General features: G+C 64.4%; 21 protein-coding genes and 1 tRNA gene. 9 read left to right on the top strand and 13 right to left on the bottom strand.

Annotation, left to right across the window (positions count from 1 at the left end; translation table 11 throughout):
• Positions 1-36: 36 nt before the first annotated feature.
• Positions 37-264: a hypothetical protein gene (locus tag GU3_RS09470; protein WP_014292308.1), complete on the top strand. Its 228-nt coding sequence runs from the start codon at positions 37-39 to the stop codon at positions 262-264.
• On the opposite strand, the gene cobO is transcribed toward GU3_RS09470, so the two are convergent.
• The 7 genes from cobO to hinT all read right to left on the bottom strand — a co-directional run bounded on the left by cobO (position 258) and on the right by hinT (position 6,898).
• Complete coding sequence (gene cobO, locus GU3_RS09465) at positions 258-875, bottom strand: cob(I)yrinic acid a,c-diamide adenosyltransferase (RefSeq protein ID WP_014292307.1); 618 nt, start codon at positions 873-875, stop codon at positions 258-260. The genes GU3_RS09470 and cobO overlap by 7 nt on opposite strands.
• A 9-nt stretch (positions 876-884) precedes the next feature.
• A complete protein-coding gene (locus tag GU3_RS09460) occupies positions 885-2,414 on the bottom strand; it encodes a cobyric acid synthase (RefSeq protein ID WP_041543088.1) in 1,530 nt (509 codons plus the stop codon).
• A gap of 219 nt (positions 2,415-2,633) precedes the next feature.
• The gene (locus GU3_RS09455) at positions 2,634-3,926 is read right to left on the bottom strand and encodes an NAD(P)/FAD-dependent oxidoreductase (protein WP_014292305.1); all 1,293 of its coding nucleotides are present in this window, start codon (positions 3,924-3,926) and stop codon (positions 2,634-2,636) included.
• A 149-nt stretch (positions 3,927-4,075) separates the two neighbouring features.
• On the bottom strand, positions 4,076-5,086 hold the full coding sequence (gene nagZ, locus GU3_RS09450) for a beta-N-acetylhexosaminidase (RefSeq protein WP_014292304.1): 1,011 nt from the start codon (positions 5,084-5,086) through the stop codon (positions 4,076-4,078).
• A 43-nt stretch (positions 5,087-5,129) separates the two neighbouring features.
• Positions 5,130-5,948, bottom strand: a complete 819-nt coding sequence (locus GU3_RS09445) for a phosphotransferase (protein WP_237711128.1) — start codon at positions 5,946-5,948, stop codon at positions 5,130-5,132.
• Positions 5,932-6,537 carry a hypothetical protein gene (locus GU3_RS09440; RefSeq protein ID WP_014292302.1) on the bottom strand — a complete coding sequence of 202 codons (606 nt, stop codon included), beginning with the start codon at positions 6,535-6,537 and terminating at the stop codon, positions 5,932-5,934. Before GU3_RS09440 ends, GU3_RS09445 begins: the two co-directional genes overlap by 17 nt.
• Positions 6,538-6,547: 10 nt before the next feature.
• Entirely contained in the window at positions 6,548-6,898 is a 351-nt protein-coding gene (hinT, locus tag GU3_RS09435) for a purine nucleoside phosphoramidase (RefSeq protein WP_014292301.1), read from the bottom strand.
• A 217-nt stretch (positions 6,899-7,115) separates the two neighbouring features.
• On the opposite strand from hinT, the gene GU3_RS09430 reads away from it, so the two are divergent.
• From GU3_RS09430 to GU3_RS09420, 3 genes are all read left to right on the top strand, one after another.
• Positions 7,116-7,192 (top strand) — tRNA-Pro (locus tag GU3_RS09430).
• A 122-nt stretch (positions 7,193-7,314) separates the two neighbouring features.
• Positions 7,315-7,965, top strand: coding sequence for a phosphoribosyltransferase (locus GU3_RS09425; RefSeq protein WP_014292300.1), 651 nt, complete (start codon positions 7,315-7,317; stop codon positions 7,963-7,965).
• A 101-nt stretch (positions 7,966-8,066) separates the two neighbouring features.
• Positions 8,067-8,459 carry a hypothetical protein gene (locus tag GU3_RS09420; protein WP_014292299.1) on the top strand — a complete coding sequence of 131 codons (393 nt, stop codon included), beginning with the start codon at positions 8,067-8,069 and terminating at the stop codon, positions 8,457-8,459.
• A 50-nt stretch (positions 8,460-8,509) separates the two neighbouring features.
• Here GU3_RS09420 and GU3_RS09415 read toward each other — a convergent pair whose 3' ends face one another.
• The 3 genes from GU3_RS09415 to GU3_RS09405 form a co-directional block, all read right to left on the bottom strand.
• Positions 8,510-10,327, bottom strand: a complete 1,818-nt coding sequence (locus GU3_RS09415; RefSeq protein ID WP_014292298.1) for a PglL family O-oligosaccharyltransferase — start codon at positions 10,325-10,327, stop codon at positions 8,510-8,512.
• Between the two features lie 167 nt (positions 10,328-10,494).
• Positions 10,495-14,196, bottom strand: a complete 3,702-nt coding sequence (locus GU3_RS09410) for a translocation/assembly module TamB domain-containing protein (RefSeq protein WP_041543086.1) — start codon at positions 14,194-14,196, stop codon at positions 10,495-10,497.
• Positions 14,193-15,908 carry an autotransporter assembly complex family protein gene (locus GU3_RS09405; protein WP_050899368.1) on the bottom strand — a complete coding sequence of 572 codons (1,716 nt, stop codon included), beginning with the start codon at positions 15,906-15,908 and terminating at the stop codon, positions 14,193-14,195. The genes GU3_RS09410 and GU3_RS09405 overlap by 4 nt, the downstream gene beginning before the upstream one ends.
• Before the next feature lie 131 nt (positions 15,909-16,039).
• Here GU3_RS09405 and mobB point away from each other — a divergent pair, with 131 nt between their 5' ends.
• Complete coding sequence (gene mobB / locus GU3_RS09400) at positions 16,040-16,582, top strand: molybdopterin-guanine dinucleotide biosynthesis protein B (protein WP_014292295.1); 543 nt, start codon at positions 16,040-16,042, stop codon at positions 16,580-16,582.
• Here the strand turns inward: mobB and GU3_RS09395 are convergent.
• Positions 16,575-17,135, bottom strand: a complete 561-nt coding sequence (locus GU3_RS09395) for a peptide-methionine (S)-S-oxide reductase (protein ID WP_237711127.1) — start codon at positions 17,133-17,135, stop codon at positions 16,575-16,577. The two genes, mobB and GU3_RS09395, sit on opposite strands and share 8 nt — an antisense overlap.
• Before the next feature lie 184 nt (positions 17,136-17,319).
• Between GU3_RS09395 and GU3_RS09390 the strand changes: the two genes are divergently transcribed.
• Entirely contained in the window at positions 17,320-20,430 is a 3,111-nt protein-coding gene (locus GU3_RS09390; RefSeq protein ID WP_148265884.1) for a transglycosylase domain-containing protein, read from the top strand.
• 48 nt (positions 20,431-20,478) lie between these two features.
• On the opposite strand, the gene GU3_RS09385 is transcribed toward GU3_RS09390, so the two are convergent.
• Positions 20,479-21,507 carry a metal-dependent hydrolase gene (locus GU3_RS09385; RefSeq protein ID WP_050899367.1) on the bottom strand — a complete coding sequence of 343 codons (1,029 nt, stop codon included), beginning with the start codon at positions 21,505-21,507 and terminating at the stop codon, positions 20,479-20,481.
• Positions 21,508-21,585: 78 nt separating this feature from the next.
• Here GU3_RS09385 and cobT point away from each other — a divergent pair, with 78 nt between their 5' ends.
• Genes cobT through GU3_RS09370 form a run of 3 tightly spaced genes read left to right on the top strand, consistent with a single transcriptional unit; the run spans position 21,586 to position 23,965 of the window.
• On the top strand, positions 21,586-22,638 hold the full coding sequence (gene cobT / locus GU3_RS09380; RefSeq protein ID WP_014292291.1) for a nicotinate-nucleotide--dimethylbenzimidazole phosphoribosyltransferase: 1,053 nt from the start codon (positions 21,586-21,588) through the stop codon (positions 22,636-22,638).
• Complete coding sequence (cobS, locus tag GU3_RS09375) at positions 22,635-23,399, top strand: adenosylcobinamide-GDP ribazoletransferase (RefSeq protein WP_014292290.1); 765 nt, start codon at positions 22,635-22,637, stop codon at positions 23,397-23,399. The genes cobT and cobS overlap by 4 nt, the downstream gene beginning before the upstream one ends.
• Positions 23,396-23,965, top strand: coding sequence for a histidine phosphatase family protein (locus GU3_RS09370; protein ID WP_014292289.1), 570 nt, complete (start codon positions 23,396-23,398; stop codon positions 23,963-23,965). The genes cobS and GU3_RS09370 overlap by 4 nt, the downstream gene beginning before the upstream one ends.
• Here the strand turns inward: GU3_RS09370 and GU3_RS09365 are convergent.
• The gene (locus GU3_RS09365; RefSeq protein WP_083829453.1) at positions 23,922-24,323 is read right to left on the bottom strand and encodes a septal ring lytic transglycosylase RlpA family protein; all 402 of its coding nucleotides are present in this window, start codon (positions 24,321-24,323) and stop codon (positions 23,922-23,924) included. The two genes, GU3_RS09370 and GU3_RS09365, sit on opposite strands and share 44 nt — an antisense overlap.
• Positions 24,324-24,341 lie beyond the last annotated feature (18 nt).

Below are 24,341 nucleotides of genomic sequence, written 5' to 3'. Positions count from 1 at the left end.
CCTGTAGTTAATATGAACATGCTGGCTGGAGGCATTATGTCCGATACCATGCTGATCCGGGTGCTGAAAACCGCCATGATCATTGGCATTATGCTGATTGTGCTGGGGGTTTACCTGCACAACAGCAGCCATATGGAGCCGCTGGGGGTAAAGGGCATTTTGATCAGCGCCGGCTGCGTGGCGGTGGGCATGGCGCTCTCCCTGCCCACCAAGATGTACCTCACCTTTGTGCTGATGAAGCGGGAAAACGACCGCCCTCAGTAATCAAAGCCTGGCTGAGCCTTTACCCCGGCTTCAAAGGCGTGTTTTACCGACTGCACTTCGCTCACGGTGTCGGCCAGCTCAATAATGGCGCGGTGGCAACCACGGCCGGTGATCACCACATGCTGGTGGGCCGGGCGGTTTTTCAGGGCGGTGAGCACCCGCTCCAGATCCAGATAGTGGTAGGCCACCATGTAGGTGAGTTCGTCGAGCAGCACCAGATCGATACTGGGATCGGCCAGCATTTGCTCCGCCGGCCGCCAGGTCTGCTCACAGGCTTCCATGTCCTTTTCCCGGTTCTGGGTTTCCCAGGTAAAGCCGGTGTTCATCACCACAAAGGGCACGCCCACCTGTTGCAGCAAATTGCGCTCGCCACAGTCCCAGCCCCCCTTGATAAACTGTACCACGGCGGCCTTTTTGCCGTGGCCCACGGCCCGGGCCACGGTGCCAAAGCCGGCGGTGCTCTTGCCCTTGCCGTTACCGGTGATCACCATCAACACGCCGCGTTCGTCGGTGGCGGCGGCCACCTTGGCATCGACCGCTTCCTTGACCTTTTGCTGGCGTTGCTGGTGGCGCTCGGCCTTTAGCTGTTCACGATTCTGCTCATTGCTCATGGGGGGTCCTTATTGCGTAGTCGGTTGCATCATTTGTTCAATCAGGTCCAGGTTCAGGTGCGTTTCCAGGCTGTCGGCCAGCCGGTTGAGGCTGGCCTCGCGCAGTGCATCCAGCGCCACCGCCTGGCGGCTGTCATTCAAGCCGGCCCAGGCCAGCAGAGCGTTGCAGGCCTCCACGCTGTCGAACAGGCCGTGCAGATAGGTGCCCAGCACCTGGTTATCGCTTGAGATCATGCCGTCCGGTTGCGGCACACCGCCCTCGGAGGCGAGCATAAAGGGAGCTGCCTGCTTTCTCCTTGCCTCACTTCGGCCACAGTGAATTTCATAGCCGTGCACGGGACGGGAGACGCCGTCAAGGCTCAGGGTGCCGGTCACATTGCGTAACTGCTTGCCGGTTTCCAGAATGGTGGTCATGGGCAGATAGCCCAGGCCGTCACTGCTACCCGCGGCACTTTCCAGTCCCTGGGGGTCGTCAATGCGCTCGCCCAGCATCTGGTAACCACCGCAAATCCCGATGAGCTTGCCGCCATAACGCAGATGACGGTCCAGCCAGGCCTGCCAGCCGTTGCCCCTGAGCACCGCCAGGTCATCCCGCACCGCCTTGCTGCCGGGCAAAATCACCAGATCGGCGGCGGGGCACTGCGCCGGGCTTGAACCCGCATGCACCAGGGTCAACTCCACCCGTGGATGCAGGCGCAGGGCATCGACGTCGGTGTGATTGCTGATGCGCGGGGTGACCAGCACCACTACTTTCAGCGGCCGCTCGTCGCTGCTGGCGGAGGTGTGGTGGGCAATGGCGTCTTCGGCATCCAGCACCAGGTTATCGAGGTAGGGCACCACCCCCAGCACCGGTTTGCCGGTGAGCGCTTCAATCATGGTCAGGCCACTTTCCAGCAGGCCAATATCGCCGCGAAAACGATTGATCACCAGCCCCTTGACCCGCGCCCGCTCCGCCTCGCTCAGCAGCATCAGGGTGCCGTAAAGCTGGGCGAACACCCCGCCCTTGTCGATGTCGGCCACCAGGATCACCGGGCAGTCGGCGGCTTCGGCAAAGCCCATGTTGGCAATGTCGTTGTCACGCAGGTTGATCTCCGCCGGGCTGCCCGCCCCTTCCACCAGCACCCGTTCGTAAGCCTTGCGCAGGCGGTCAAAAGAATCGAGCACCGCCGTCATCACCCGCTGTTTGTAATGACGGGCACCGGGGCCGAAAAAGTCGTTGGCTTCCACCACCGACAGCGCCCGGCCCTGCACGATCACCTGGGCGCGGGTGTCGCTCTGGGGCTTGAGCAGCACCGGGTTGAAGTCGGTATGGGCCGGCACGCCACAGGCCACCGCCTGCAACGCCTGGGCCCGGCCAATTTCACCGCCGTCGCAGGTCACGGCGCTGTTCAGCGCCATGTTCTGGGGCTTGAAGGGGGCCACGCGCAAGCCGCGGCGGGCAAACACCCGGCACAGTCCGGCCACCAGGGTGGTTTTACCGGCGTCGGAGGCGGTGCCCTGCACCATCAGGGTGAGTGCCTGGTTAGAAGAGCTGGTCATGGCTGGCATTAAGGCTGGTTTGAAACTGGGCTGCACCTTAGCACACTTGGTGGACTGGAGCTCCTTTGGTCATTTCCGCGCAGGCGGAAATCCATGAACACGAAGCAGCACCCTGACAGGCTTGCCGCTGCGCGGCAAGTTGCAGGCAGGCTGCCTGCGCTCCAGCACCATTACACAGCCCCGGGCAGAGCGCGGGCAAGCTGCCCGCGCTCCAGAAGATCAGTGCAGTTTCAGCCGCGGGCGCAAAAAGCGGTTGATGCGCCCCACCAGCATCATCAGGCCGGTGCGGGTGTAGCCGTGCAGCGCCACCTGGTGCATGCGGTACAGCGACACATAGACGGTACGGGCGATGCGGCCTTCCACCATCATGGAGCCGCGCATCAGGTTGCCCATCAAGGATCCCACTGTGCTGTAGCGGCTCAGGTTCACCAGGGAGCCATGATCCTTGTACACATAGGGCTTGAGCGCACGGCCACTGAGGCTGGCAAGAATGTTGTCATAGGCGAGGCTCGCCATCTGGTGGGCCGACTGGGCCCGGGGCGGCACCGGCTTGCCATCGGCCTGCAGACAGAAGGCGCAGTCGCCAATCACGAAAATGCTGTCGTCACGGGTGGTTTGCAGGGTGTCCTTGACCGCCAGCTGGTTGATACGGTTGGTTTCCAGCCCGGCAATGTCCTTCATAAAATCCGGCGCCTTGATACCGGCGGCCCATACCATGAGGTTGGCGGGGATCAGCTCGTCATTTTTGGTTTTCAGGCCGTCGGCGGTGGCTTCCACCACCATGGTGCCCACCCGCACATCCACGCCGAGCTCACGCAGCTCCTTGTGGGCCATGGCGGAAATGCGCTCGGGCAGTGCCGGCAGAATGCGCGGGCCGGCTTCCACCAGGGTCAGCCGCAAACAGTCCCGGTTCAGCTTTTTAAAGCCGTAGGCACTCAGGTGCTCCACCGCATTATAAAGCTCGGCCGACAGCTCCACCCCGGTGGCGCCGCCCCCCACAATGGCGATGTCCACTTTTTCGTCCACGGTGTCGCTTTCGGCATACTGCAAAAAACGGTTCATCAGCTCATTGTGAAAACGCTCGGCCTGCTGGGGGCTGTCGAGGAAAATGCAGTGCTCGCTCACCCCCGGTGTACCAAAGTCGTTCGATACCGAGCCGATGGCCATCACCAGAATGTCGTAGCTGAGGGTGCGTTCGCCCACCACCTGCTTGCCGCTGTCGTCGGCCAGCGGCGCCAGCTTGATCTGCTTTTGCTCACGATCGATGTCGGTCAGGGTGCCCAGATGAAAGCTGAAGCCATGGTTATGGGCCTGGGAGCGGTAACTCAGGCCGTCCATGCCGGTGTCCATGGCGCCGGTGGCCACTTCGTGCAGCAGCGGCTTCCACAAGTGAGTCCGGTTGCGATCCACCAGGATCACTTCCGCCTTGCCCTTGCGACCCAGTTGACGCCCCAGCTTGGTTACCAGCTCCAGCCCGCCGGCCCCGCCGCCGACCACGATAATGCGTGTCATGTTCAAACCTCGTCAAAGATAAAAAACCTGCGGCTATGGCGGTTCCATAGCGGCAGACTCTTGAATGACCGCCTCGGTTGAGGCGGGCACCATTGTAAAAGTTGTGATTGATTTCACAACTTTATTTTCACATAAAAATAACTACCGTTTCAATCGTTCCAGCCAAGCTCGGCGCCAATGCGCCGCAGCCGCCCGGCGGCGTCGCGCCAGCGCTGGCTGCCATAAAGGTGAGCCGGGCCGGCGTTGTCCTGCTTGCGCAGGGAAGACAGATCCCGCTGAAGGTCATGGGGCAGGCTGTCGATAATGGCCACGGCACCGGGCCTGTGGTTGCAGGCCAGCAGCAGGTCGCAGCCCGCCGCCAGCGCCTGGCGCGCCCGCTCGGCATAGCCTCCGGCCACGGCGGCCCCTTCCATGGTGAGATCGTCGCTGAAAATCAGGCCATGAAAGCCCAGCCGGCGGCGCAAGACCTCCTTCAGCCAGAATTCGGAAAAACCCGCCGGCCGCTCATCCACGGTGTTGTAAATCACATGGGCGGGCATCACTCCCTGGATCACTCCTTGCGCAATCAGGGTTTGAAAGGGCACCAGATCGGCCTGCTCTATTTCGGCAAGCTCCCGCTCGTCCACCGGGCTTTCGGTGTGGGAGTCGGCACGCACGCTGCCATGGCCGGGGAAATGCTTGGCCACCGCCGCCATGCCGGCCGCCTTCATGCCCCCGATATAGGCGCCGGCATTATCGATCACCGGCGCGGGATCGGCGCCAAAGCTGCGATCGCCGATCACCTCGCTGCCCCGCTCCAGATCGAGCACCGGCGCAAAGCTGAGATCAATGTCGTGGGCCAGCAGCTCGGCGGCCATCAGCCAGCCGGCGTCGGCCAGCAGGGCTTGCCGCTCGGGGTGATCCAGGCCGGCCAATTTGCCCGGTGCCGGCAGCGGAAAGAACCCATCGCGAAAACGCTGTACCCGGCCGCCTTCGTGATCCACGGTCAGCAGCAGACCGGGCTTCACCGCCCGAATGGCCCGCACCAGGGCGGTAAGCTGCGCGCGGTCATGATAATTTCTGGCAAAAAATATCACCCCGCCCACCGCCGGATGTTCGAGCAGCTCGCGCTCTTCCGCCTCCAGCTCACAGCCGTTCACATCAAGAATAAAGGGACCCATGTTTGCTCCGGGGCCGCGCTGCGGCCGTGTTGAAATGACAGTGTTATGCAAGGCTGAGGGTTAACCGCGCTCGCGCCGCCTCCAGCCATGCCTGGTATTGCGCTGCCCCGCTGTGCTGATATTGCACCATGGCCCACAGCAGGGTCAGCAGTTGTACCCAGGGCAGGCGGGCACGCAGCCGGGCCGGGCTCACCGCGCCACCGGCGGCCTGATAATGAGCCAGCAGCTCAGCACAACCGGTGTCGTTCAGTTCGCGGTCGTCGGCGATCACCGCCAGCTCAAAGGCCGGATCCGCCAGTGCCGCATATTCCCAGTCCACCAACCAGGGCCGCGGGCCCAGCACATTGCCGGCGGTCAGGTCGCAATGGCAGGGCACGGGAACAAAATCCGGGTTGAGCTCCGGACGCTCAAACTGCGCCAGCAGGGGCGCCAGCCAGGCCGGGGGCGCAGCCAGCTGGGCAAAGTAATGCCCGGCCCGTTGCGCCAGGTTCAGCAGCGGCAGCCCCGCTCCATCAAGCCCGTGCAGGCGGGCCACCTTTGGCATCAGCGCGGCCAGCGTGCCCGGTGCCTGCCGCCAGTCCAGCTCATCCAGCCAGTCCAGCACCAGCAGGCCGGACTCGGGGCGGGCGTAATGGATGGCCGGCGCCAGCCCGGCATCGGCCGCCAGGCGATGGGCCGTCAGCTCCACGCGGCGATCAATCCCCAGGCGGGCGGGCGTATCACACCCCAGCCGCAGCCAGTAACGACCCCGGCCGGTGTCCAGCCGAAAACAGCGGTTGGTATGGCCACCGGCCAGGGGCGTCAGCCTGCCGCGCAGTGCCGGTGGCAGACTGGCCCCCAGCGACTCAGCGTCCACTGACACTGTCGGACCACAACACCTCGCCGCTGGCCAGTTCCATCAGCTGAGCCCGCAGGCTGAAGCCACTGCCGGCCCGGTGCAGGCTGCCGGAAAGCAGATAATCGGCCCCGCTTTGCTTGCCCAGACGCACCAGCGAGGCCATGTCGGCCCGGCCACTCTGGTAGGCCAGTTGCTGACGCAGGCTGTTGACCTCGGGACCGCTCACAAAATTGAGCGCCCCGCTCAGTTGCGCCTGCAGCCGCTCGGTCAGGCCACGGGTGTCTACCGGGCTGCCGGCCTGATTGCGAATATCGTCGAGCAGTACCGGACCATTCACCTCGGAGATGGCGGCACTGGCACTCAGCCGGGCGGCCAGGTTGTCGGCCAGCCGCTGTATGGCGGCATTATTGGCTTCCGGCAGCGGGGCCGGCGGCGCGTCGGGCAGCTCAATCACCGGTGGCGGTGGTGCCGGCTGGGGCAGCGCGGGAGGGCGCACCGGCTCGGGCGTGGCGGGGGTCACCGGCGCCGGCTGGGAAGTATAGGGATTGGGCAGGGTACAGGCACTCAGGGCCAGAACGGCCGAGGCCAAAGAGACAACACGAAAAGGGGTCATTCCGGCTCCTTTAAACGGCAAGCATGGGGCCCAGGGGGCGACCGCCCAGCAGGTGCATATGAATGTGATACACCTCCTGACCGCCATGGCGGTTGCAGTTCACCATCAGGCGGTAACCGTCTTCGGCAATGCCGGCGTCCGCCGCCAGCTTGCGGGCCACGGTAAACATGCGCCCCAGCGCCAGCTCGTGCTCCGCGGCCACCTCGTTCACGGTGGGGATCACCACATTGGGAATGATCAGGATATGGGTGGGTGCCTTGGGGGAAATATCGCGAAAGGCGGTGACCAGCTCATCCTGGTACAGGATGTCGGCGGGAATCTCCTTGCGAATGATTTTGCTGAAAATGGTCTCTTCTGCCATGGCCTGTCTCCTTGAATGAATGGCCTGCCGGCGTGGGCAGGACTGGCTATTATAGCCTGCCGTGCCGGCAAGTGAATGGGTAAGCCCTTGATGTACAACACGCCCCAACCGGGCAAGCGCGCAATTTATCGGCAGTCGCGCTGTTGTATCGGTTTCCGGTGTTGACAGCAGCAGCCGGCTTTATCTATTATGCGCCCCGTCATCACGAATGACCTGTCGGCGTGTAGCGCAGCCTGGTAGCGCACTGTCATGGGGTGTCAGGGGTCGGAGGTTCAAATCCTCTCACGCCGACCAAATCACCCTCAAAAAGCCCACCTTACGGTGGGCTTTTTGTATTGTGGCGCACCGAAATCCTGCCCGCTGCCGTCCTCCCTTCTAGACTTTAACTATTCGCGTTGTTTATTGCGGGGTGCATTATGTTGCCGCCCTTTGAGGATCGCCACCAGGCCGGCGTTGCCCTGGCCCGCGAGCTGACCCGCCTGCGCCACAAGTGCAAGTGGCCTGCGCCGATTATCGTGCTGGCCCTGCCCCGAGGCGGCGTGCCGGTTGCCGCTCCCGTGGCCGAGGCCCTGTCGGCCCCCCTGGATCTGATGATGGTACGCAAGCTGGGCTGCCCGGGTCATGCCGAGCTGGCGATGGGTGCCGTAGCCAGCGGCGGCGTGCACTTTCTCAATCCCCACCTGATCCGGCAACTGGGCATCAGCCAGTACCAGATAGAGCAGGCCCTGCAGCAGGAGCAGCGGGAGCTGGCCCGACGGGAGAACAAGTACCGCCACCACCGCCCTCCCCTGGCCCTGGCGGGCAAAACGGTGATCCTGGTCGACGACGGCCTGGCCACCGGGGCCACCATGCGGGTGGCCATTGAAGCCACCCTCGCCCACCAGCCCGACCGGGTGCTGGTGGCGGTGCCGGTGGGGCCCGCCGATACCATTGCCGAGCTCGCTCCCCTGGTCAGCCGGGTGTGCTGCCTGGCCACCCCTCATCCCTTTTTTTCCGTGGGTCAGTGGTACCGGGACTTTTCCCAGGTGGAGGATGCCGAGGTGGTGGCGCTGATGGCCGGCCCGTAAAAATACGCCAGCCTCTGTCCGTTGTCCCCTCAATCAGGATTCAGACCGCTCCATAATCCTATACACTCAGCAGGTGGTTTTTCATCTTCAGAGGTATGGCTATGACAAGGTTCAAGCAGAAAACCCTGGCGCTGGCACTGGCCGGTATCATCACCACCCAGCTGGCCGCCTGCGGCACCATTTTTTATCCGGAGCGCAAAGGTCAGAAAAGTGGCCGCATCGACCCGGTAGTGGCCATCGCCGACGGCGTGGGGCTGCTGTTTTTCCTGGTACCGGGAGTGATTGCCTTTGCGGTGGACTTTTCCAACGGCACCATTTACCTGCCCGGCGGCCGCGCCGAGCAGCCACCCGAACTGACCCCCGACAGCATCAACCAGACCCTGTACGCCGCCACCGGCAAGGAAGTGGACTGGGCACAGCAAAACATTACCGTCACCTCACTAGAGAGTGACGACGCCCTCACCGGTTTCGAGCTGACCCCCACGCGGGGATAACCCGCGCTCCCCTTCTCAACTCAGCCTCACTCCCGCCTCACTGCCCATGCTCAATAGGCCCCGCCAATGGCGGGGCGCAGGTTATCATAGAGGGGAAGATAGCTGCTGAGGTGGGTGACGGTCATGCCCTTGTCCAGCTGTGCCAGCCGCGCCAGCACCCGACTGATGCTGGCCTGGCGCAGCAGGACCACGTTGGGATAGAGCCGCCGGGCTTCGGCCAGCAGCGCCTCGGCGCGCGCGGCTTCATTCGCCCGGACCAACGCCAGGTAGGCGTTGTAATAAATGCCGGCCCTAGGGGTATGGCGCAAAAAACGCTGGGCCCAGCTGGCGTAATCGAGCAGCCGCTCGCGATCCCCGCTCAGCAACCCACGTTCCAGCTGAATATGGTGGCGGTAAAACGCGGTGCGGTCGTGCCACACCAGCGGGTTCAGCACCCGCTCAAGCCGGGCCGGATCCCGCTCGGGCTGGTGGGCATAGGCGGTGAGCTGCTGGCTGGCCACCAGCCCTGTGGCCATAAACAACATCACGCCCAGGCCCCAGCTTCGTATCGGCCAGCGGCTCCAGGCCGGGGGCGCCGGCAACAACAGCCGTTGGCCGTGCTCGGCGTCAATCACATACAGCAGCACCAGCACCACGAACCAGTGGGGCAGCGAATGATAAACGGGAAACTCGGTCTGACTGTGCACAAACACCGGCATCAGCAGGCCCACCCAGGCCAGCGCCCGGCCGAGCGGTACCCGGCTTAACAGCCGCAACACCAGCCAGATCATCAGCACCAGGCCCACCAGCGGCGCCAGCCCCCCCTCAATGGCCCAGAGCAAAAACTCGTTGTGCGGATGGCCCATTTCGGTAAACAACGGCTGGGCCCCCGGAGTCTGCTCCCGCCACTGGGCATAGGTACGGTAAAACGCCGACTCGAAGCTGCCATAGCCGTAGCCCGCCCAGGGGCGCTCCAGCCACATGCGCAGGCCGTGGGCGTAAATATCGAAACGGCCATCGGCCTGGGTGTAAATGTCGAGGCTGCGTTTGCTCATGTCGAACACGTCGAGCCCGAAAATGCCCACCACGGCTCCCAGGGGGATCAGCACCAGGCTGGCCAGCAGGCGCTTGGAGCGGGTTTTGACCAGGGTCTGCCATAACAGCGGCAGCAGCAGCAATAACCCCAGCAGCAGGCCCAGCTGGCCGGCCCTGGACTGCAACAGCACCACCAGCATGGCCCCGGCCGCCAGCACGGCGGCAAACCAGCACGACTTGAACAAAAAGGGCCGCCAGGGCGATTTGGCCTCGTTCAGCCACAGATACACCGCCAGCACCATGCCGGTGGCCACGAAACTGGCCATGACGTTACGGTGCTGAAAAATGCCGTAGGGGGAGCGCACTTCGGTGTTGTAGCCAAACACATTGCCCGGCTCCAGCACAAAGAACTGCAGCAGCCCCAGCAGCATTTCCATGCTCACCGCCAGCAGCAGGCCATACAACAGGTAACGCCGTCCCCGCTCGTTAAACCGGCATTGCTGCAGCGCAAGGAAAAACAGCAGGCCACCGGTCAGGCCCAGCATGCGGGGCAGCGCCTGGCCGGCCACCGAATTGTTGTGCCAGTAACCAAACGGCAGCCACAGCAGCAGGCTGGCCGCCATCAGGCCCAGCCAGAACCGGCTGGTCAGCAACCGGCGGCGGTGCCAGTGCCAGAGCCCCAGGGTGGTCATGGCGCCCACAAAAAACCAACCGGCAATGTTGAACGGCAGTTGCAGGCCGGTACCGAACAGGTGCGGCAGGTAAAGATGCATGCCAACCAGGGTGTAAGCTGCCACGCACATCAGCATGATGCGGGCCAGGCGCTCCTGTTTCAGCAATTGCACGGACATCATGATGGAACCACTACTCGCGGGCCGGTTGGCGGTGACAGACTGCCTACTTTACCCAAGGCCGCCTCAAAAAGCATGAGGGCAGCGGCCGCAGGCGGGCAAATTCCGGCGCGCGAGACAACAAAACAGAGGCGGCGTCATGTTATAGCCATGACGCCGCCCCCTGTTGGTCAGAACTCGAACTTGTAGAACAGATCAATGGCCTGGCTCAGGCCGCTGGTGGCCTGCAGGTAGAGCCGGGGCAGCAGCTCGTAGCGCAGCCGGAGCTCGCCGATGGAGGAGAACACTCCTACGCCATAGCCGATTTGCAGTCCCGGCAGCACATAGGCGCTGATATTGACCGCCGTGTCTTCCCCGGAGCCACTGGTATCCACCGCCACATCCTGAAAGCCCAGCGCCTCGCCCACCCCGGTGACCAGGCCGCCCACCTTGCCCACGCCGGCGCCGAGCAGCATCGACTGCACCAGGGCGTTACCGTCGCTGCCGTCCCCGCCTTCCAGACCACGGCCGCGCAGCAGCCACGACAGCTGTTCGGCCTGGGGCATACCGGGCTCGGAAAACACCTCCAGCTCCGGCTGGGTGGTGCTGCCGGAAACCCGCACCCCCACCACTATGCTGCTGTCGGACATGCTGGACGGGTTGCGAATGGCTTCCACCCGCAGATTGGGCTGATCCAGCGGGCCGCTGAACAGAATGCTGCCGTCACGGATCAGCAGGTTCTGACCATAGGCCTTGAAACGGCCCTCTTCCAGGCGGATTTCACCGTTGGCGCGCATAATCCGCCCCGGTGGCTGCACAATGCGCAACTGGCCGGCGAGGCGGGTGTTCAGGCCAAAGGCTTCCAGCCGTACATCTTCGCCCAAACGCACCCGCACGCGAATGTCCAGGGGCAGCGTGGGGCCGGTCTCGGGCACCATGCCCGAGGGTTGCACAATGACCACATCCGCAGACTTGGAAACGGCGCTTTCGGGCAGCTCCTTCACGCTGATCCGCGCCCAAGGGATAAAGATCTCGCCGCGGACCCTGGGCTGCTCGCCCAGAGTGATCTGCAAATCCGGACTCACTCTTATCCGCCCCATCCCCGGGTAGCCGACTTCCAGCTCGCTGCCCTTGAGACGAATTTCACCGCTCACCGGCAAGGTGCTCCAGTCCAGCTCACCGTCAATGTTCAATGGCCCGTTGCCTGCCCGCAGCCGGCCGTTCAGCGAGGCCCGGTTGCCCTGCACCGTCAGCCGGGTGGTGAGATCCCGCACCCTGACCATGTCGGCATAGGTATCCACTTCGCCACCGGCAAGGGTAATGTCGCCATACATCAGCGGCTGCGCCAGGGTGCCCGCCAGCCGCACATCGCCGGCCAGGCTGCCCTGTAGCCGCGCCACTTCCGGCAACAGCGGCGCCAGCCAGTCCAGGCGCAGATCATTGATGGTCAGCTCGCCGCTCAGGTTGCGGGCGCCGTCCAGTCCGTTGACCCGCGCGTTCAGCCGCAACCGGCCAAGGGGTTCGGAGTCAAATGCCAGCTCGCTCACCAGACGGTTGTCCAGCACCTGGCTTTGCAGTTGCAGCCGCTCATAACCCAGCCGGGTATCGCCACTGACAAAGGTACCGGTGGTGGTGCCGATTTGTGCATTGACCCGGGGCGCCTGGCCCGGTTGCCAGCTCGCCTCCACCCGTCCGGCCAGCACCGCCTCCCAGGCAAAGTCCTCGGGCAAAAAGGGCGTGAGCCGGGCAAGGTCAAAGTCACGAATATCCAGCCCGGCCCGGCCACCTTCCCCGCCGGCGTTCAGCTCGTCCAGGCAGACGGCGGCACCGTTGGAGCGCCAGCAGTGGGCCGCCGCACTGAACATCCCTTCGGGCTGACGCCAGGCCAGGGCCACCGGCTCCGACACCTGCCAGGTATCCAGCGGCGTGTTCAGCTCGGCCTGCTGCAGCCGGCCGCGCCAGCCTTGTTCGTTCAGGCTGCCGGCCAGTGCCAGATCCAGTGCCAGCGGCTCCCCCTGGGCCGTCAGGGTCAGCCGGTGGGCATTCTGGTCGCCGCTGGCGGCCAAATCCAGATCCTCAAAGCGCAACCCGCCGGTCGTCAGCCGCTGCGCGGTCACGCTCAGTTCACCGGCGGGTGCCTCGCCCAGGGTGAGATCGGCGTCCAGGGCCAGCTGCCTGGCTTCGCTGTCGTTGAAGCCAGCCCGGCTACCGACAAGGTTCGCTTGCACCCGGGGGGCGTCCCGCAGACCGGATACCTCGAAATTGCCCTGCACATCACCAAACAGGCCGGGGGCATACACCGCCAACCTGGGGGCATTCAGGCTGCCCTTGAGCGCCCAGCGCTGGTCGATGCGCCCGGCCACCGCCAACCGGTTGTCACCATTGGTCAGCACCAGGTTGTCGACCTGCCCTTCCAGATCCTGGTTGAGGCTGAAGCGGCCGGTCAGGGCCAGCGGGTGATTGCGCAGCAGCCCGGTGATCTCGGGGGCGGCCTCCAGCTGCCATTGCTCGCCGCCGAGCTCAAAGCGGCTGTCAATACGGCCGTTCAGGCGGCCTTCAAACCCTTCCGCAAAGGCCCCCGGATCCACCTCGTTAAGCGCCAGCTCCCCCTGCCAGCGCACGCCATCGGTCCAGCCGATGTCGCCGGTCAAGTGAGTTTCTCCCTGCGGCAACACCAGGGTCAGGGGCTCAATGCGGGCCTGCTGCAGATTGCCGCGGGCGGCGAGTTCAATGCCGACCGGCGGCAGCCCGGGGCCGCCGGCTTCGGTATTCAGTGCCAGCCGATAGTCTTCCAATGCGCCGGTGAGGCTCAGCTCACCCTGGGTCAGGGTCCACTGAGGCTCGGCCAGCGGCCAGCCCAGCTGTTGCCAGCCGAGCCTCAGCTCCAGCGGCAAGCCGGGCTCGAGCGGCCGGGTCTTGAGGCTGGCCTCGGCGGCCACCGGCCCCTGCAGGCGAAGCTCGGCGGCCAGGTCCGCCAGGCTGTTGCTCACCGTCAGGACCAGGTTCTGGCCCTTGAGCTGGCCGTCAAGCAGCGGCTCGTGCAGGGTCGCGTTGAGATTGGCGTTAAGCGGGTAATCCCCGGTGAGCGTCACGTCACCGCTCAGGCTAACGTCGGCCAGGGCGTGTGCAAGCGCCAGTTGTTCGATGCGCACCCGGCTGCCCTCGCCTTCCAGGGCCAGGGCCAGCCGGTGCAAGGCCTGTGGCTGGCCGTTCTGCACCAGGCGGCTGTCGGTCAGGGCCAGTTGCTCAATTTTAAGGGGAAACGGCAGCACGATCTCCGGCAGGCTCATGGCCTGTTGGTCGGCGGTGTTGGCCGCCCCGGTTTCCGGTGTGATCTCGTTGGTGGGCTCCAGCTCAATGGTCAGGCCGCTCATTTGCGGGCCGGTGATCACCATGCCATCGTCATCCCAGCGGGCGGCCACCTGCAGGCTCTGCCAGCCAATGCGTTGCCCGGGCAGGGAAATACTCACCCTGTCGGCGCGAATGTCATCCAGTTCAATGTTCAGGGGCGGGGTCAGGCTGGTGAGCGCAGCCGTTTCCTGCTCCGGCTCCGACGGGCTTTCTGCCAGATCGCGGATCTCCACCTCAATGTCCGCCGCTTCCAGCCGGCGCAACCAGAGCCGGCCATCCACCACCTTGCCCAGCTGCCAGTCGAGGCTAACCTGGCGGGCGCGAAAGGCCAGCGAGTCCTGCTCATAGGCCAGCTCCGAAAACTCCCAGCCGCTCAGCAACTGGCCCGACACCATGGTGCCTGCCAGTCCGGGCACCTGTTGCTTGGCCAGCCCCCACAGCCACTGGTTGCCGGTGTGGGTAAGCAGCAGGCTGGCCACCAGCATCAGCAACAGGCAGAGGCCGATCAAAGCCCCCAGCAACAGGCGTTTCAATCGCATCATAATTCCGGTCCCAGGGTGAAGTGCAGGCGCCAGGGGGTGTCTTCTTCGGTGACCGCAAAGGCCAGATCAAGGCGCACCGGGCCCACCGGGGTCAGCCAGCGCAGGCCGAAACCGGTGCCCACTTTCCAGTCGTCCCGGTAGTCGTTGGTGGCGGTACCGCTGTCCACAAAGGTGGCCACCCGCCACTTGGGCGCAAAGCGGTAATCGTATTCCAGGCTGAGGGCGGTGGCGTACTTGGCACCCAGGCGATCGCCGTTTTCATCCAGCGGCGTGATCGACTGGTAGCTGTAGCCGCGCACCGTGGTATCACCACCGGTAAAGAAGCGCAGCGACGGCGGCAGCTCTTCCACGTTGTCCACCCAGACCGCGCCCTGCTCGGCCCGGGCCAGCAGCCGGTGATCCTCGGTCAAGGTGCGCAGCCACTTGCTGCGCCCCCAGAAGCGCACAAAGCGGGTGTCGGACCCCCACCAGGGTTCGGAAAGCTCCAGGGTGGCCGTCTGCGCGTCGCCCCAATGAGGATCCAGGCCGCCGCGTACCCGAGTGCGACTGAAGCTGACACCGGGGATCAGCAGAAAGCTTTCGTCTTCCTGCTCGCCCTGGGTATAGGACTCATATTCGCTGCGTAGAAAGACGTCCCGAGTCCAGCCGTTTTGCTGAATGTTCCAGCGGTGAACACCGGCCACCAGGCGGTCACTGACGGTGTCGTCCTGATCGAGGCGCTGGTAACCGCCCTGAATGGTGTAATAGTCCTCAAGGGGATGGCCGCGGGGGATCTTGTACACCAGGGTCACGTCCTGGGAGGGAGCCGACACCTTGAGGCTGGTGGTCAGACTGTGGCCCAGGCTGTTGATCCAGGGCTTTTCCCAGTTCACCGAGGTTCGGGGGCCCTCATCGGTGGAGACCCCCACCCCCACTTCCACCTCGTTGTCGGCCCGGGCCCGCAGCACCACCGACAGCGGCACCCGATACTGTTCGTCGGCTTCCGCCACCATGGGCAGCACTTCCACCTGCTTGAAATAGCGGGTGGACGACAGCGAGCGGCTGAATTCTGCCAGCCGGCTGGCGTGGTAGGGCTCGCCGGGCTCTATCTGCACCAGCGGATTGAGCAGGCGCTCCACCGGCCGGTCGGTGTCCACCTTCAGCTCGCCAAAGCGGTAGCGGGGGCCGGAGTCAAAGCTCAGATCAACGTCGGCAGCCTTTTCCCAGGGCGTGACCCGGACCCGGCTGGTGCGGTAGGCGGCATCGAAATAGCCCCGGCGCAGGGCCAGGCTGAGCAGGCTGGCCTTGGCTTTCTCGTAGTTGTCGTGATGCAGCACCTGCCCCTGGCGAATGGCAAAGTTGCTTTGCAGCTCGGCAAAGGCGGGATCGGTTTCGGCGTCGCCCTGCAACTGCACATTCAGGGTGCGAATACGCACCGGCTCGCCGGGAGTGACCCGCACCGTCACCCGCGCGGGATTTTGCTCGCTCTGCACCAATTCTATCTCGGGATTGTAATAACCCAGCGCCTGCAGGCTGTCGGTGACCGCCGTGGTGATCTGCTGACGAAAGCGGGGAAACTGCTCCACCTCGATGGCGGGCAGCTGATCCAGATAGACCTGAGTGTTGTCTTTGAGCTCGCCATCGAGCCCGCGCAGGCGCAAATCCACCTCTTCCGCCCGGGCCACCAGGCTGAACAGCATCAGCGCCATCATTCCCCATTTTGTTACGCTCATAGCGCCACCCGCTTTATCTGGTTATTGTCAGGCCTGCACCGCCCGACCTCTGCTTTTTTATTGACACTGTTCGGCGAAGTGTCCCGGAGCATGGCACACTGCCCATCATGCGTTGTTAATGGAGCCCCATCATGACTCACTCTCACTCGGCTTGCCGCCTGCTGGGCATTGCCGGCTACAGCGGCAGCGGCAAAACCACCCTGCTGACGGCCCTGATCCCCCTGCTTCGTGCGCAGGGGCTGCGCCTTGGCGTGATAAAGCATACCCACCACGACGTGGAGCAGGACAGTCCCGGCAAGGACAGCTACGCGCTGCGGCACGCAGGTAGCAGCCAAACGGTACTGGCCGGCCCCCGGCGCAGCATTCTTACTCTTGAGTATGACGAACCCCGGGAGCCTTCGCTGAGCGCCTCGCTGGCCCTGCTCGACCTGCGCCCCCTCGATCTGGTGCTGGTGGAAGGCTTTCGCGATCAGCCCATGGCCAAGCTGGAGGTACATCGCCCGGCCCACGGCAAGCCCCTGCTCAGCGCCACCGACCCGCACATACTGGCAGTGGCTACCGACGATGTTGCCCTTACAGCGCCGGTGCCCTTGCTGGAACTCAACCGGCCCGGCGCCATTGCCGATGCCATCAGTGACTGGCTGACGTCGGACCGGCTGACGCGAGTCAGTTAACACGAGAGCCCGCCAGCAAGGGCGGCAGGCTGAAACCACGGCCATCCGGGTAGCCACACACACTGCGATAAGCAGCATACAGCAGCGAATGCCGCTGGTAATACTGTTGATGCCGCGCCGCGGCCGGCTCAAAGCGGCCGACGGCGAAAATGCGGACCTCCGGCTGCCGGCCCCATTCCAGCCCGAGCTGGGAGCGGCTTTGCCGGGCCCATTTAAGCTGCAACGGACCGTCCACATACAGCGCCGGGCTGAATTCCGTGCCGCGATCGCAATACTGGCCACCGGCATCAAAAACATCCACCGCCTGCCAGTAAAGCCTGAGCAGCTCACCATAGCTCAGCCGATCGTCGTGGTAATGCACCCGCACCACCTGCCGGCGTTGCAGCCGGCTTTCGCCCTGCATCCAGCCCGGCTCCACCCGCTCAATGCCCGGCCGGTCGGCGAACAGGGCCTCCATCACCCAGAAACTGCCGCCGGCAAACACCGCCTGGGCAGCCTGGGCACGACAGGCGGGCAGCAACAACAGCGCCGTCAGCATCAATAGTCGGATCATGCCGCCCCCTTCATCCTCTCTTTCAGGGCACTATGCTAACCGATTGAAACCGAATGAAAACCCCCAGCCAGTCTGGCGGTGTCGGCAAACACAGAATATTTCTGTCCGGACCGCCTAAACCCCCGCAGTGCAGCTAAACTTTTTTCATAAGAACCCCGAGAAAAAAGGGGCACAGGGGAACACCATGAGCGCAACATCGCATTCGGAACACACTCCGGCTCGACTGATGGATCAGGAGCCTGAGACCCGGCCAGTATTCAGGCCGGCACGCCGCTGGCGCTGGCTGGCCTGGTTGTTACTGCTGCTGTTGCTGGCGGCCGGGCTGACCGCCATCGGCTACGAGCTGCGCACCTCCCACCTGCAATCCCGGGAGCTCTCCCGCTACGCCGCCACCCTGACCTACCAGCTGGAAGCCGGCCCCAGCTCGGCGATACGCTTTCCCGCTCACGGCCCCTTTGACCAGCGCCTGGGCTATTCCCGGCTGCCAGCCCTGCTGGAACGGCTGCAGCAGCAGAACTTTGTGGTCGAACAGCAAACCCAGTTTTCCACCGCCCTGCTCAACTACAGCCAGCACGGCTTCTTTGTGCCCTACACCGAGAAAACTCAGGCCGGCCTCAGCCTGAACGACTGCCGTGCCGAGCCGATTTATGATCACCGCTATCCACAGCGCCACTACGAGCGCTTTGACGACATTGCGCCCCAGGTGCTCGCCACCCTGCTGTTTATTGAGAACCGCACCCTGCTCAGTACCGAGCAGCCCCTGGCCAACCCGGCGGTGGACTGGCCGCGTTTTGCCCGAGCGGCCCTTTCCCAGGTGGGCCGGGCGCTGGATCTGCAGGATGACTCCGCCGGCGGCAGTACCCTGGCTACCCAGATAGAGAAATTCCGCCACTCTCCCGGTGGACGCACCCACTCCCCCGGCGAAAAAATCCGCCAGATGATCTCTGCCAGCGTACGCGCCTACCAGCTAGGCCCGCAAACCCTGGCAGCCCGCCGGCAGGTGGCACTGTCTTACCTCAACTCGGTGCCACTGTCTGCCGCCCCCGGCCATGGCGAGGTGCACGGCCTGGGCGACGGCCTGTGGATCTGGTTTGGCGCCGAGCTGGAGCGGGTGAACGCCCTGCTCGATCCCACCCAGAATACCGAACTGCCGCTGGGCGAACAGGGCCTGGCCCTGCGTCAGATAATGGCGCTGATGATTGCCCAGCGCCGGCCGTCCCATTATCTGTTTGCCGGACGCGACGAGCTGGAGCAACTGACCGACAGCTATTTGCGGGTGCAGGCGGATGCCGGCCTGATCACGCCCACCCTGCGGGACGCCGCCCTGGCCCAGCGGTTGAACTTTCGCAACTTCACCACCCATCCGGTGCTGCAACGGGTGGAGCAAAGCAAGCTGCTGTATGCCTCCAGGGGCCGGCTGGCCAGCCTGCTGGGGCTGGGCTATTACGAGCTGGACCGGCTTGATCTGCACGCTGAAAGCACCCTTAACGCCCAACTGCAACAGGAAGTCAGCCACTATCTGACACAACTGGCCAACCCCGATTTTGCCCGCGAGATTGGCCTTTATGGCGAGCGCCTGCTGTCGCCGGAAAAAACCGGCGATGTGCGTTACAGCTTTACCCTGTTTGAGCGCAGTGAAAACAGCTTCAAGGTACGGGTCCAGACCGACAACACCGGTCAGCCCTTTGATATCAACGACAGCAGCAAACTGGAGCTGGGCTCTACCGCCAAACTCAGGGTGCTGACCACCTACCTGCAAATGGTGGCGGAGCTGCACCGGCTGCATGCCGGCAAAACCCTGCCGGCCCTGCGCGAGCTGACGCCTCACCGCAACGATGAGCTCAGCCGCTGGGCCATCGACCACCTGATCCGCAGCCCGGATCGCAGCCTGGATACCATGCTCAGCGCCGCCCTGGAGCGGCGTTTCTCCGCCAGTCCCCATGAGCGCTTTTTTACCGGCAGTGGCCTGCACACCTTTGCCAACTTCCGCAAGGAAGACAACGGCCGCCGCCCCACCCTGATAGAAGCCTTGCGCGAGTCCATTAACCTGCCCTTTATTCGACTGATGCGGGAGTTGGTGCGCCATACCCTGTATCAGGACGAGCAGCGCGCCCGGCTACTGACCGACGACAAGGATCCTCAGCGGCTGACCTACCTGAGCCGGTTTGCAGACAAGGAGGGCACGGTTTTTTTACGCCGGTTCTGGAACAAATATCAGGGCAAAACCCATGAGGAGCAGCTGCAAGTCTTTTTTGACGGCCTGCGGCCACTGCGCAGCCGGCTGGCGGCCGCACACCGCTACCTGCTGCCCGAAACGGAACTGACCAAATTTAACGCCTTTATGCGCGAGCGCCTGCCCTGGGACCACAAACTCAGCGACAGCCAGATAGAAAAGCTCTACCACCAGCATGGCCCCGGGGCCTGGAGCCTGCCCGATCAGGGCTACATCGCCCGGGTGCATCCGCTGGAGCTGTGGCTACTGGGCTATTTACGCCAGCATCCCGATGCCGGCTTCAGCGACGCCGTGGCGGCCAGCGCCGAAGAGCGCCAGGAGGTTTATGGCTGGCTGTTTAAAACCCGCCACCGCAGCGCCCGGGACAGCCGCATGCGCACCATGCTGGAAATCGAAGTATTCAGCGAGATCCACGAGCGCTGGCACCAGCTGGGCTTTCCGTTCGACCAGCTGGTGCCGTCCCTGGCCACCGCCATTGGCAGCTCGGGCGACCGGCCTGCCGCCCTGGCGGAACTGGTGGGTATTATTCTCAACGAGGGCGTGCGCCTGCCGGTGGTGCGCATTAACGGGCTGCACTTTGCCGATCGCACCCCCTATGAAGTGCACCTGGGCCCCAACCCGAACCGGGGCCAGCGTGTGATGCAAAAAGAAGTGGCCGCCGCCCTGCGCACTGCGCTGTCTCAGGTGGTGGACGGCGGCACCGCCCGCCGGCTGCAGGGCAGCTTCAGCCTGAGCGACGGCACGCCGCTGGTGCTGGGGGGCAAAACCGGTACCGGTGACAACCGCATAGAGACCGTCACCCGCTACGGCCAGGTGATCCGCTCCCAGGCCCGCAACCGCACCGCCACCTTTGTGTTTTATCTGGGCGAGTACCACTTCGGCACCCTCACCGCCTATGTGCCCGGTGAACAGGCGGACAACTTCCGATTTACCTCTGCCCTGCCGGTGCAGGTGCTGAAAGGCATGGAGCCGATTTTGCGCCCCTATCTGCAGCCCGGTGGCCAGACCCAGTGCCAGCAGCAGTTTGCCATCAGCCAAAGTCCGTCCCGCAACGAGGGGTGAGCAGGCCTAAGAGCCAGAATGCCCCGTCGCGCACCGCCGGTTCGGTTGCTAATGCAGGCGGGCCGCCTGCGATCCATTGCCCGCCCCCGGCGGCATGACCGGCTGGCCCAAAACCCGGCGCCACAGCCAGGCAACGGCTGCCCCGCCTGGCCGTTCACTGAACTGGCGCGGTACCGGCAGCGCGCGCCAGTCGCCCTGTTCCGCGCGCTCCGCCACCACAAAATTAAACACATACCCCGGCTCCTGCCCCATGCGCAGATCGGTGATCACCAGTTCGTTACCCCGCGTGCTCATGCTGAAAAAGCCCTTGGTAAACCAGGCCATGCGAGCCACATGAGGCTGCTCCTGCCACGCCTGATACAGCTCCCGTCCGCCGTCATGCAGGGTAAAGGGCGTGGGCTCGCGGTCCAGCAACGAGATATGTCCCTCGGCATAGCCGGTGGGCGTCATGGCCAGCACCCGCCACAGTAAGGTATTGAGCGGCGACGGCGTCACCAGTACCTGGCTGGCCGCAATGCCCTGCCGGGCCAGCAGACTTTCCGCCTTGATGCCCACCTGCCACTGGGCCACCAGGCTCCAGCCCAGGTACAGGGTGCTCAGCCACAGCCCCAGCCGGTTGGCCTTGAGGCCACCTTCATTGCGCCGGCGCAGGGCACACCACAGCCCCACCAGCAACGGCAGGGTATAAAGCGGGTCAATAATGAAAATGCTGCCCACGCCAAAGGGATAGTCCGTGAAGGGCTGCCCCAGCTGGGTGCCGTACACCGTCATGAAATCGATGCCGACGTGGGTCATGAAGATGAGCCAAATGGCCAGCGTCCAGCGCTGCCAGTGCGCCCGTCTGCCCAGCATCCCGCCAAGCAGCGGCGCGCACAGGGTCAGGTAAAACAGCGCATGGCTGGCGCCCCTGTGTTTGGTCATGTTGCTGACCGGATCGCCATAGTCGATCACCACATCCATGTCCGGTAGGGTTCCGAGCAAGGCCCCCGCCAGCGCCGCCTTGCCAATGCCGGCATGCCGGCCCATCACCGCCACGCTCACGGCGGCCCCTAGCGCCATTTGAGAAACTGAGTCCATTACGCCTCGTTGAAACCATTCAGCATTGATACCGGGTCTGCTAGCATGCGAGTCCTTGATTGTTAAACACTCACCGCCATGCATTCCATTGATCGTTTTATAGTGCCTGCCATTGCGCCGCTGGCCAACCCCGAACTTGAGCAGCGACTGCAACAGCAGATCGATAACAAAACCAAGCCTCCGGGCTCCCTGGGTAAACTGGAGCGCCTGGCCATTCGGCTCGGGCTAATCCTGCAAAGCACCACCCCGCGCATTGACCAGCCCCAGGTGCTGGTCTTTGCCGCCGATCACGGCCTGGTGGAAGAAGGCGTGTCCGCCTTTCCCGCCGAGGTCACCCCCCAGATGGTGCACAACTTTTTGCAGGGCGGGGCCGCCATCAACGTGTTTGCCCGCCAGCACCGGCTGGCGCTGCACGTGGTGGATGCGGGTGTGAATGCCGACTTTGCGCCCCACCCGCAGCTGATTGAGCGCAAGGTCCGCAGGGGGACCCGCAACGCCCTGCATCAGCCGGCCATGACCCCGGATGAATGCCGCCAGGCCCTGCACGCCGGCATGGCGCTGGTACGAGCGCTTCCCGGTAACCTGCTGCTGGTCGGGGAAATGGGCATTGGCAATACCTCTGCCGCCAGCCTGTTGCTGGCCCGGCTGGGTGCGTTGCCGGTGGCCGACTGTACCGGCCGCGGCACCGGCCTGGACGACCACGGCCTGAGCCATAAAACGCAAGTACTGCAGGCGGTGCTGGCCCGCCACGCCACCGCACAGTCCCCCCTGGCCGCCCTGGCTGCCCTGGGCGGGCTGGAAATTGCCATGATGGCCGGTGCCTTGATGCAGGCCGCCAGTGAACGGCGCATTTTGCTGATGGACGGGTTTATTGCCGGCGTGGCGCTGCTGGTAGCCGACCAGCTGGCCCCGGGCACCCGGGACTACGCGGTGTTTGGCCACGCCTCGGCCGAGCCCGGCCACCGCCACCTGCTGCGCCTGCTCGATGCCGAGCCGCTGCTCGATCTGGACTTGCGCCTGGGCGAAGGCAGCGGTGCGGCCCTGGCCTTTCCGCTGTTGCCGTCGGCCTGTGCCGTTATGGAAGAAATGGCCAGCTTTAACGACGCCGGCATCAGCGGCGCCCGCTCATGAGGCACGAGCTCATTCTGCTGCTGGTGGCCACTCAGTTTTTAACCCGGCTGCCGCTGCCGGCCCTGCGCCGTTTCGACCCGGACTGGCTGCACCAGAGCAGCCGTCACTTCCCCGCCGTGGGCCTGCTGGTGGGCGGCCTGTGCGCCCTCGCCTACGGCCTGGCCCAGCACGTTTTTGATCCGCTGGTGGCGGCGGTGCTGGCCACCGCCCTCGGCATTTATATAACCGGGGCCTTTCATGAAGACGGCCTGGCCGACACCTGTGACGGCCTGGGCGGCGGCCTGACCCGGGAGCGGGCACTCACCATCATGAAAGACTCGCGCCTGGGTACCTTTGGCACCCTGGGGCTGGTGCTGGCGCTGCTGCTGAAAATTGCCCTGCTGGCCAGCCTTGCTCCCGCCGCCGCCATGGCGGCCCTGGTCCTGGCCCACGGCGGTTCACGGCTGGCCTGCATCAGCCTGATCACCCTGCTGCCCTACGGCGGCGACCTTGAACACGCCAAGGCTAAGCCCATGGCCCAGCGACTCACCCCAGGGCAATGGTGGCTGGCCAGCCTGTGGTTGTTGCCGCCGCTTTGGCTGCTGTGGAACCGCTTTCCCCCCGGTGCCTGGCTGCTCGCCGGCCTGCTGGCGGGGCTGGCCACTTATCACCTGTTCCGGCTGCAAAAACGCCGGCTAGGCGGCTACACCGGCGACGGTCTGGGAGCGACCCAGCAACTGGTAGAAATCGCCATTTATGCCGGACTGGCGGCCCAGCTGTGACCCTGTATCTCTGGCGCCACCCCCAACCCGAACAGGTGCAGGGCCTGTGCCTGGGCCGTACCGACGCCTCCGTACATGCCCGCAAGCTGCGCCGGCTGGCCAACCAGATCCAGGGGTTTGCCCGTCGCCACAGGCTACCCAAGGTGATCCACACCAGCCCGCTGCAGCGGGCCGCCGGCGTGGGCAGGCTGCTGGCACAACGGGGCTGGCAATGGCACGTGATACCGGCCCTGCAGGAGGTGGACTTTGGCCGTTGGGACGGCCGCCCCTGGGCGGACATAGAATGGGCGGAAATCGATGCCTGGTGCGCCAACTTTGCCGGCGTTGCCCCCGGCGGCGGCGAATCCCTGCATCAACTGTTTGCCCGAGTGGAGGGCTGGCTCAACACCTTGCCAGCGCAACCGGTGCTGGCCGTCGGTCATGCTGGCTGGATAAACGCCGCCCGGCTGCTGGCGAAGGGCATGGGGGTTCCCGCCCGGGCGGCCGACTGGCCAGGATCCGTGGCCTACCGCCAGCGGGTGGTTATTGCAACAACTCCAGTTTCACCGGCGCCACGCCGGCCCTGAGCATGCCTATCTCCCGGGCAGCCTGCTCGGACAAGTCGATGACACGGCGCTTGGCATAAGGGCCGCGATCGTTGATGGTGACCACCACGGCCCGCTGGGTGCGCAGGTTGGTGACCCGCACCCGGGAGCCGAACGGCAGGGTTTTATGCGCGGCGGTCAGTGCGTTTTTATTGAACGGCTTGCCACTGGCCGTTTTGCGGCCATGATGGCGGGCACCGTAATACGACGCCATGCCCTCGTTCAGAAACACCGCCTGCTCCACCGGCGCCTCACTTACCTCGGGGAGATCCGGTCGGGAGCCACAGGCCGTGATTCCAAGCAACACAAAAAAACAGCAATAGCGCAATAATGAACGCATAAGTACTCCACTACGTCG

Origin of the sequence: Oceanimonas sp. GK1, from assembly GCF_000243075.1 — a bacterium.
Taxonomy (GTDB): domain Bacteria; phylum Pseudomonadota; class Gammaproteobacteria; order Enterobacterales; family Aeromonadaceae; genus Oceanimonas.
This window is presented reverse-complemented; position numbering and strand designations above follow the sequence as displayed.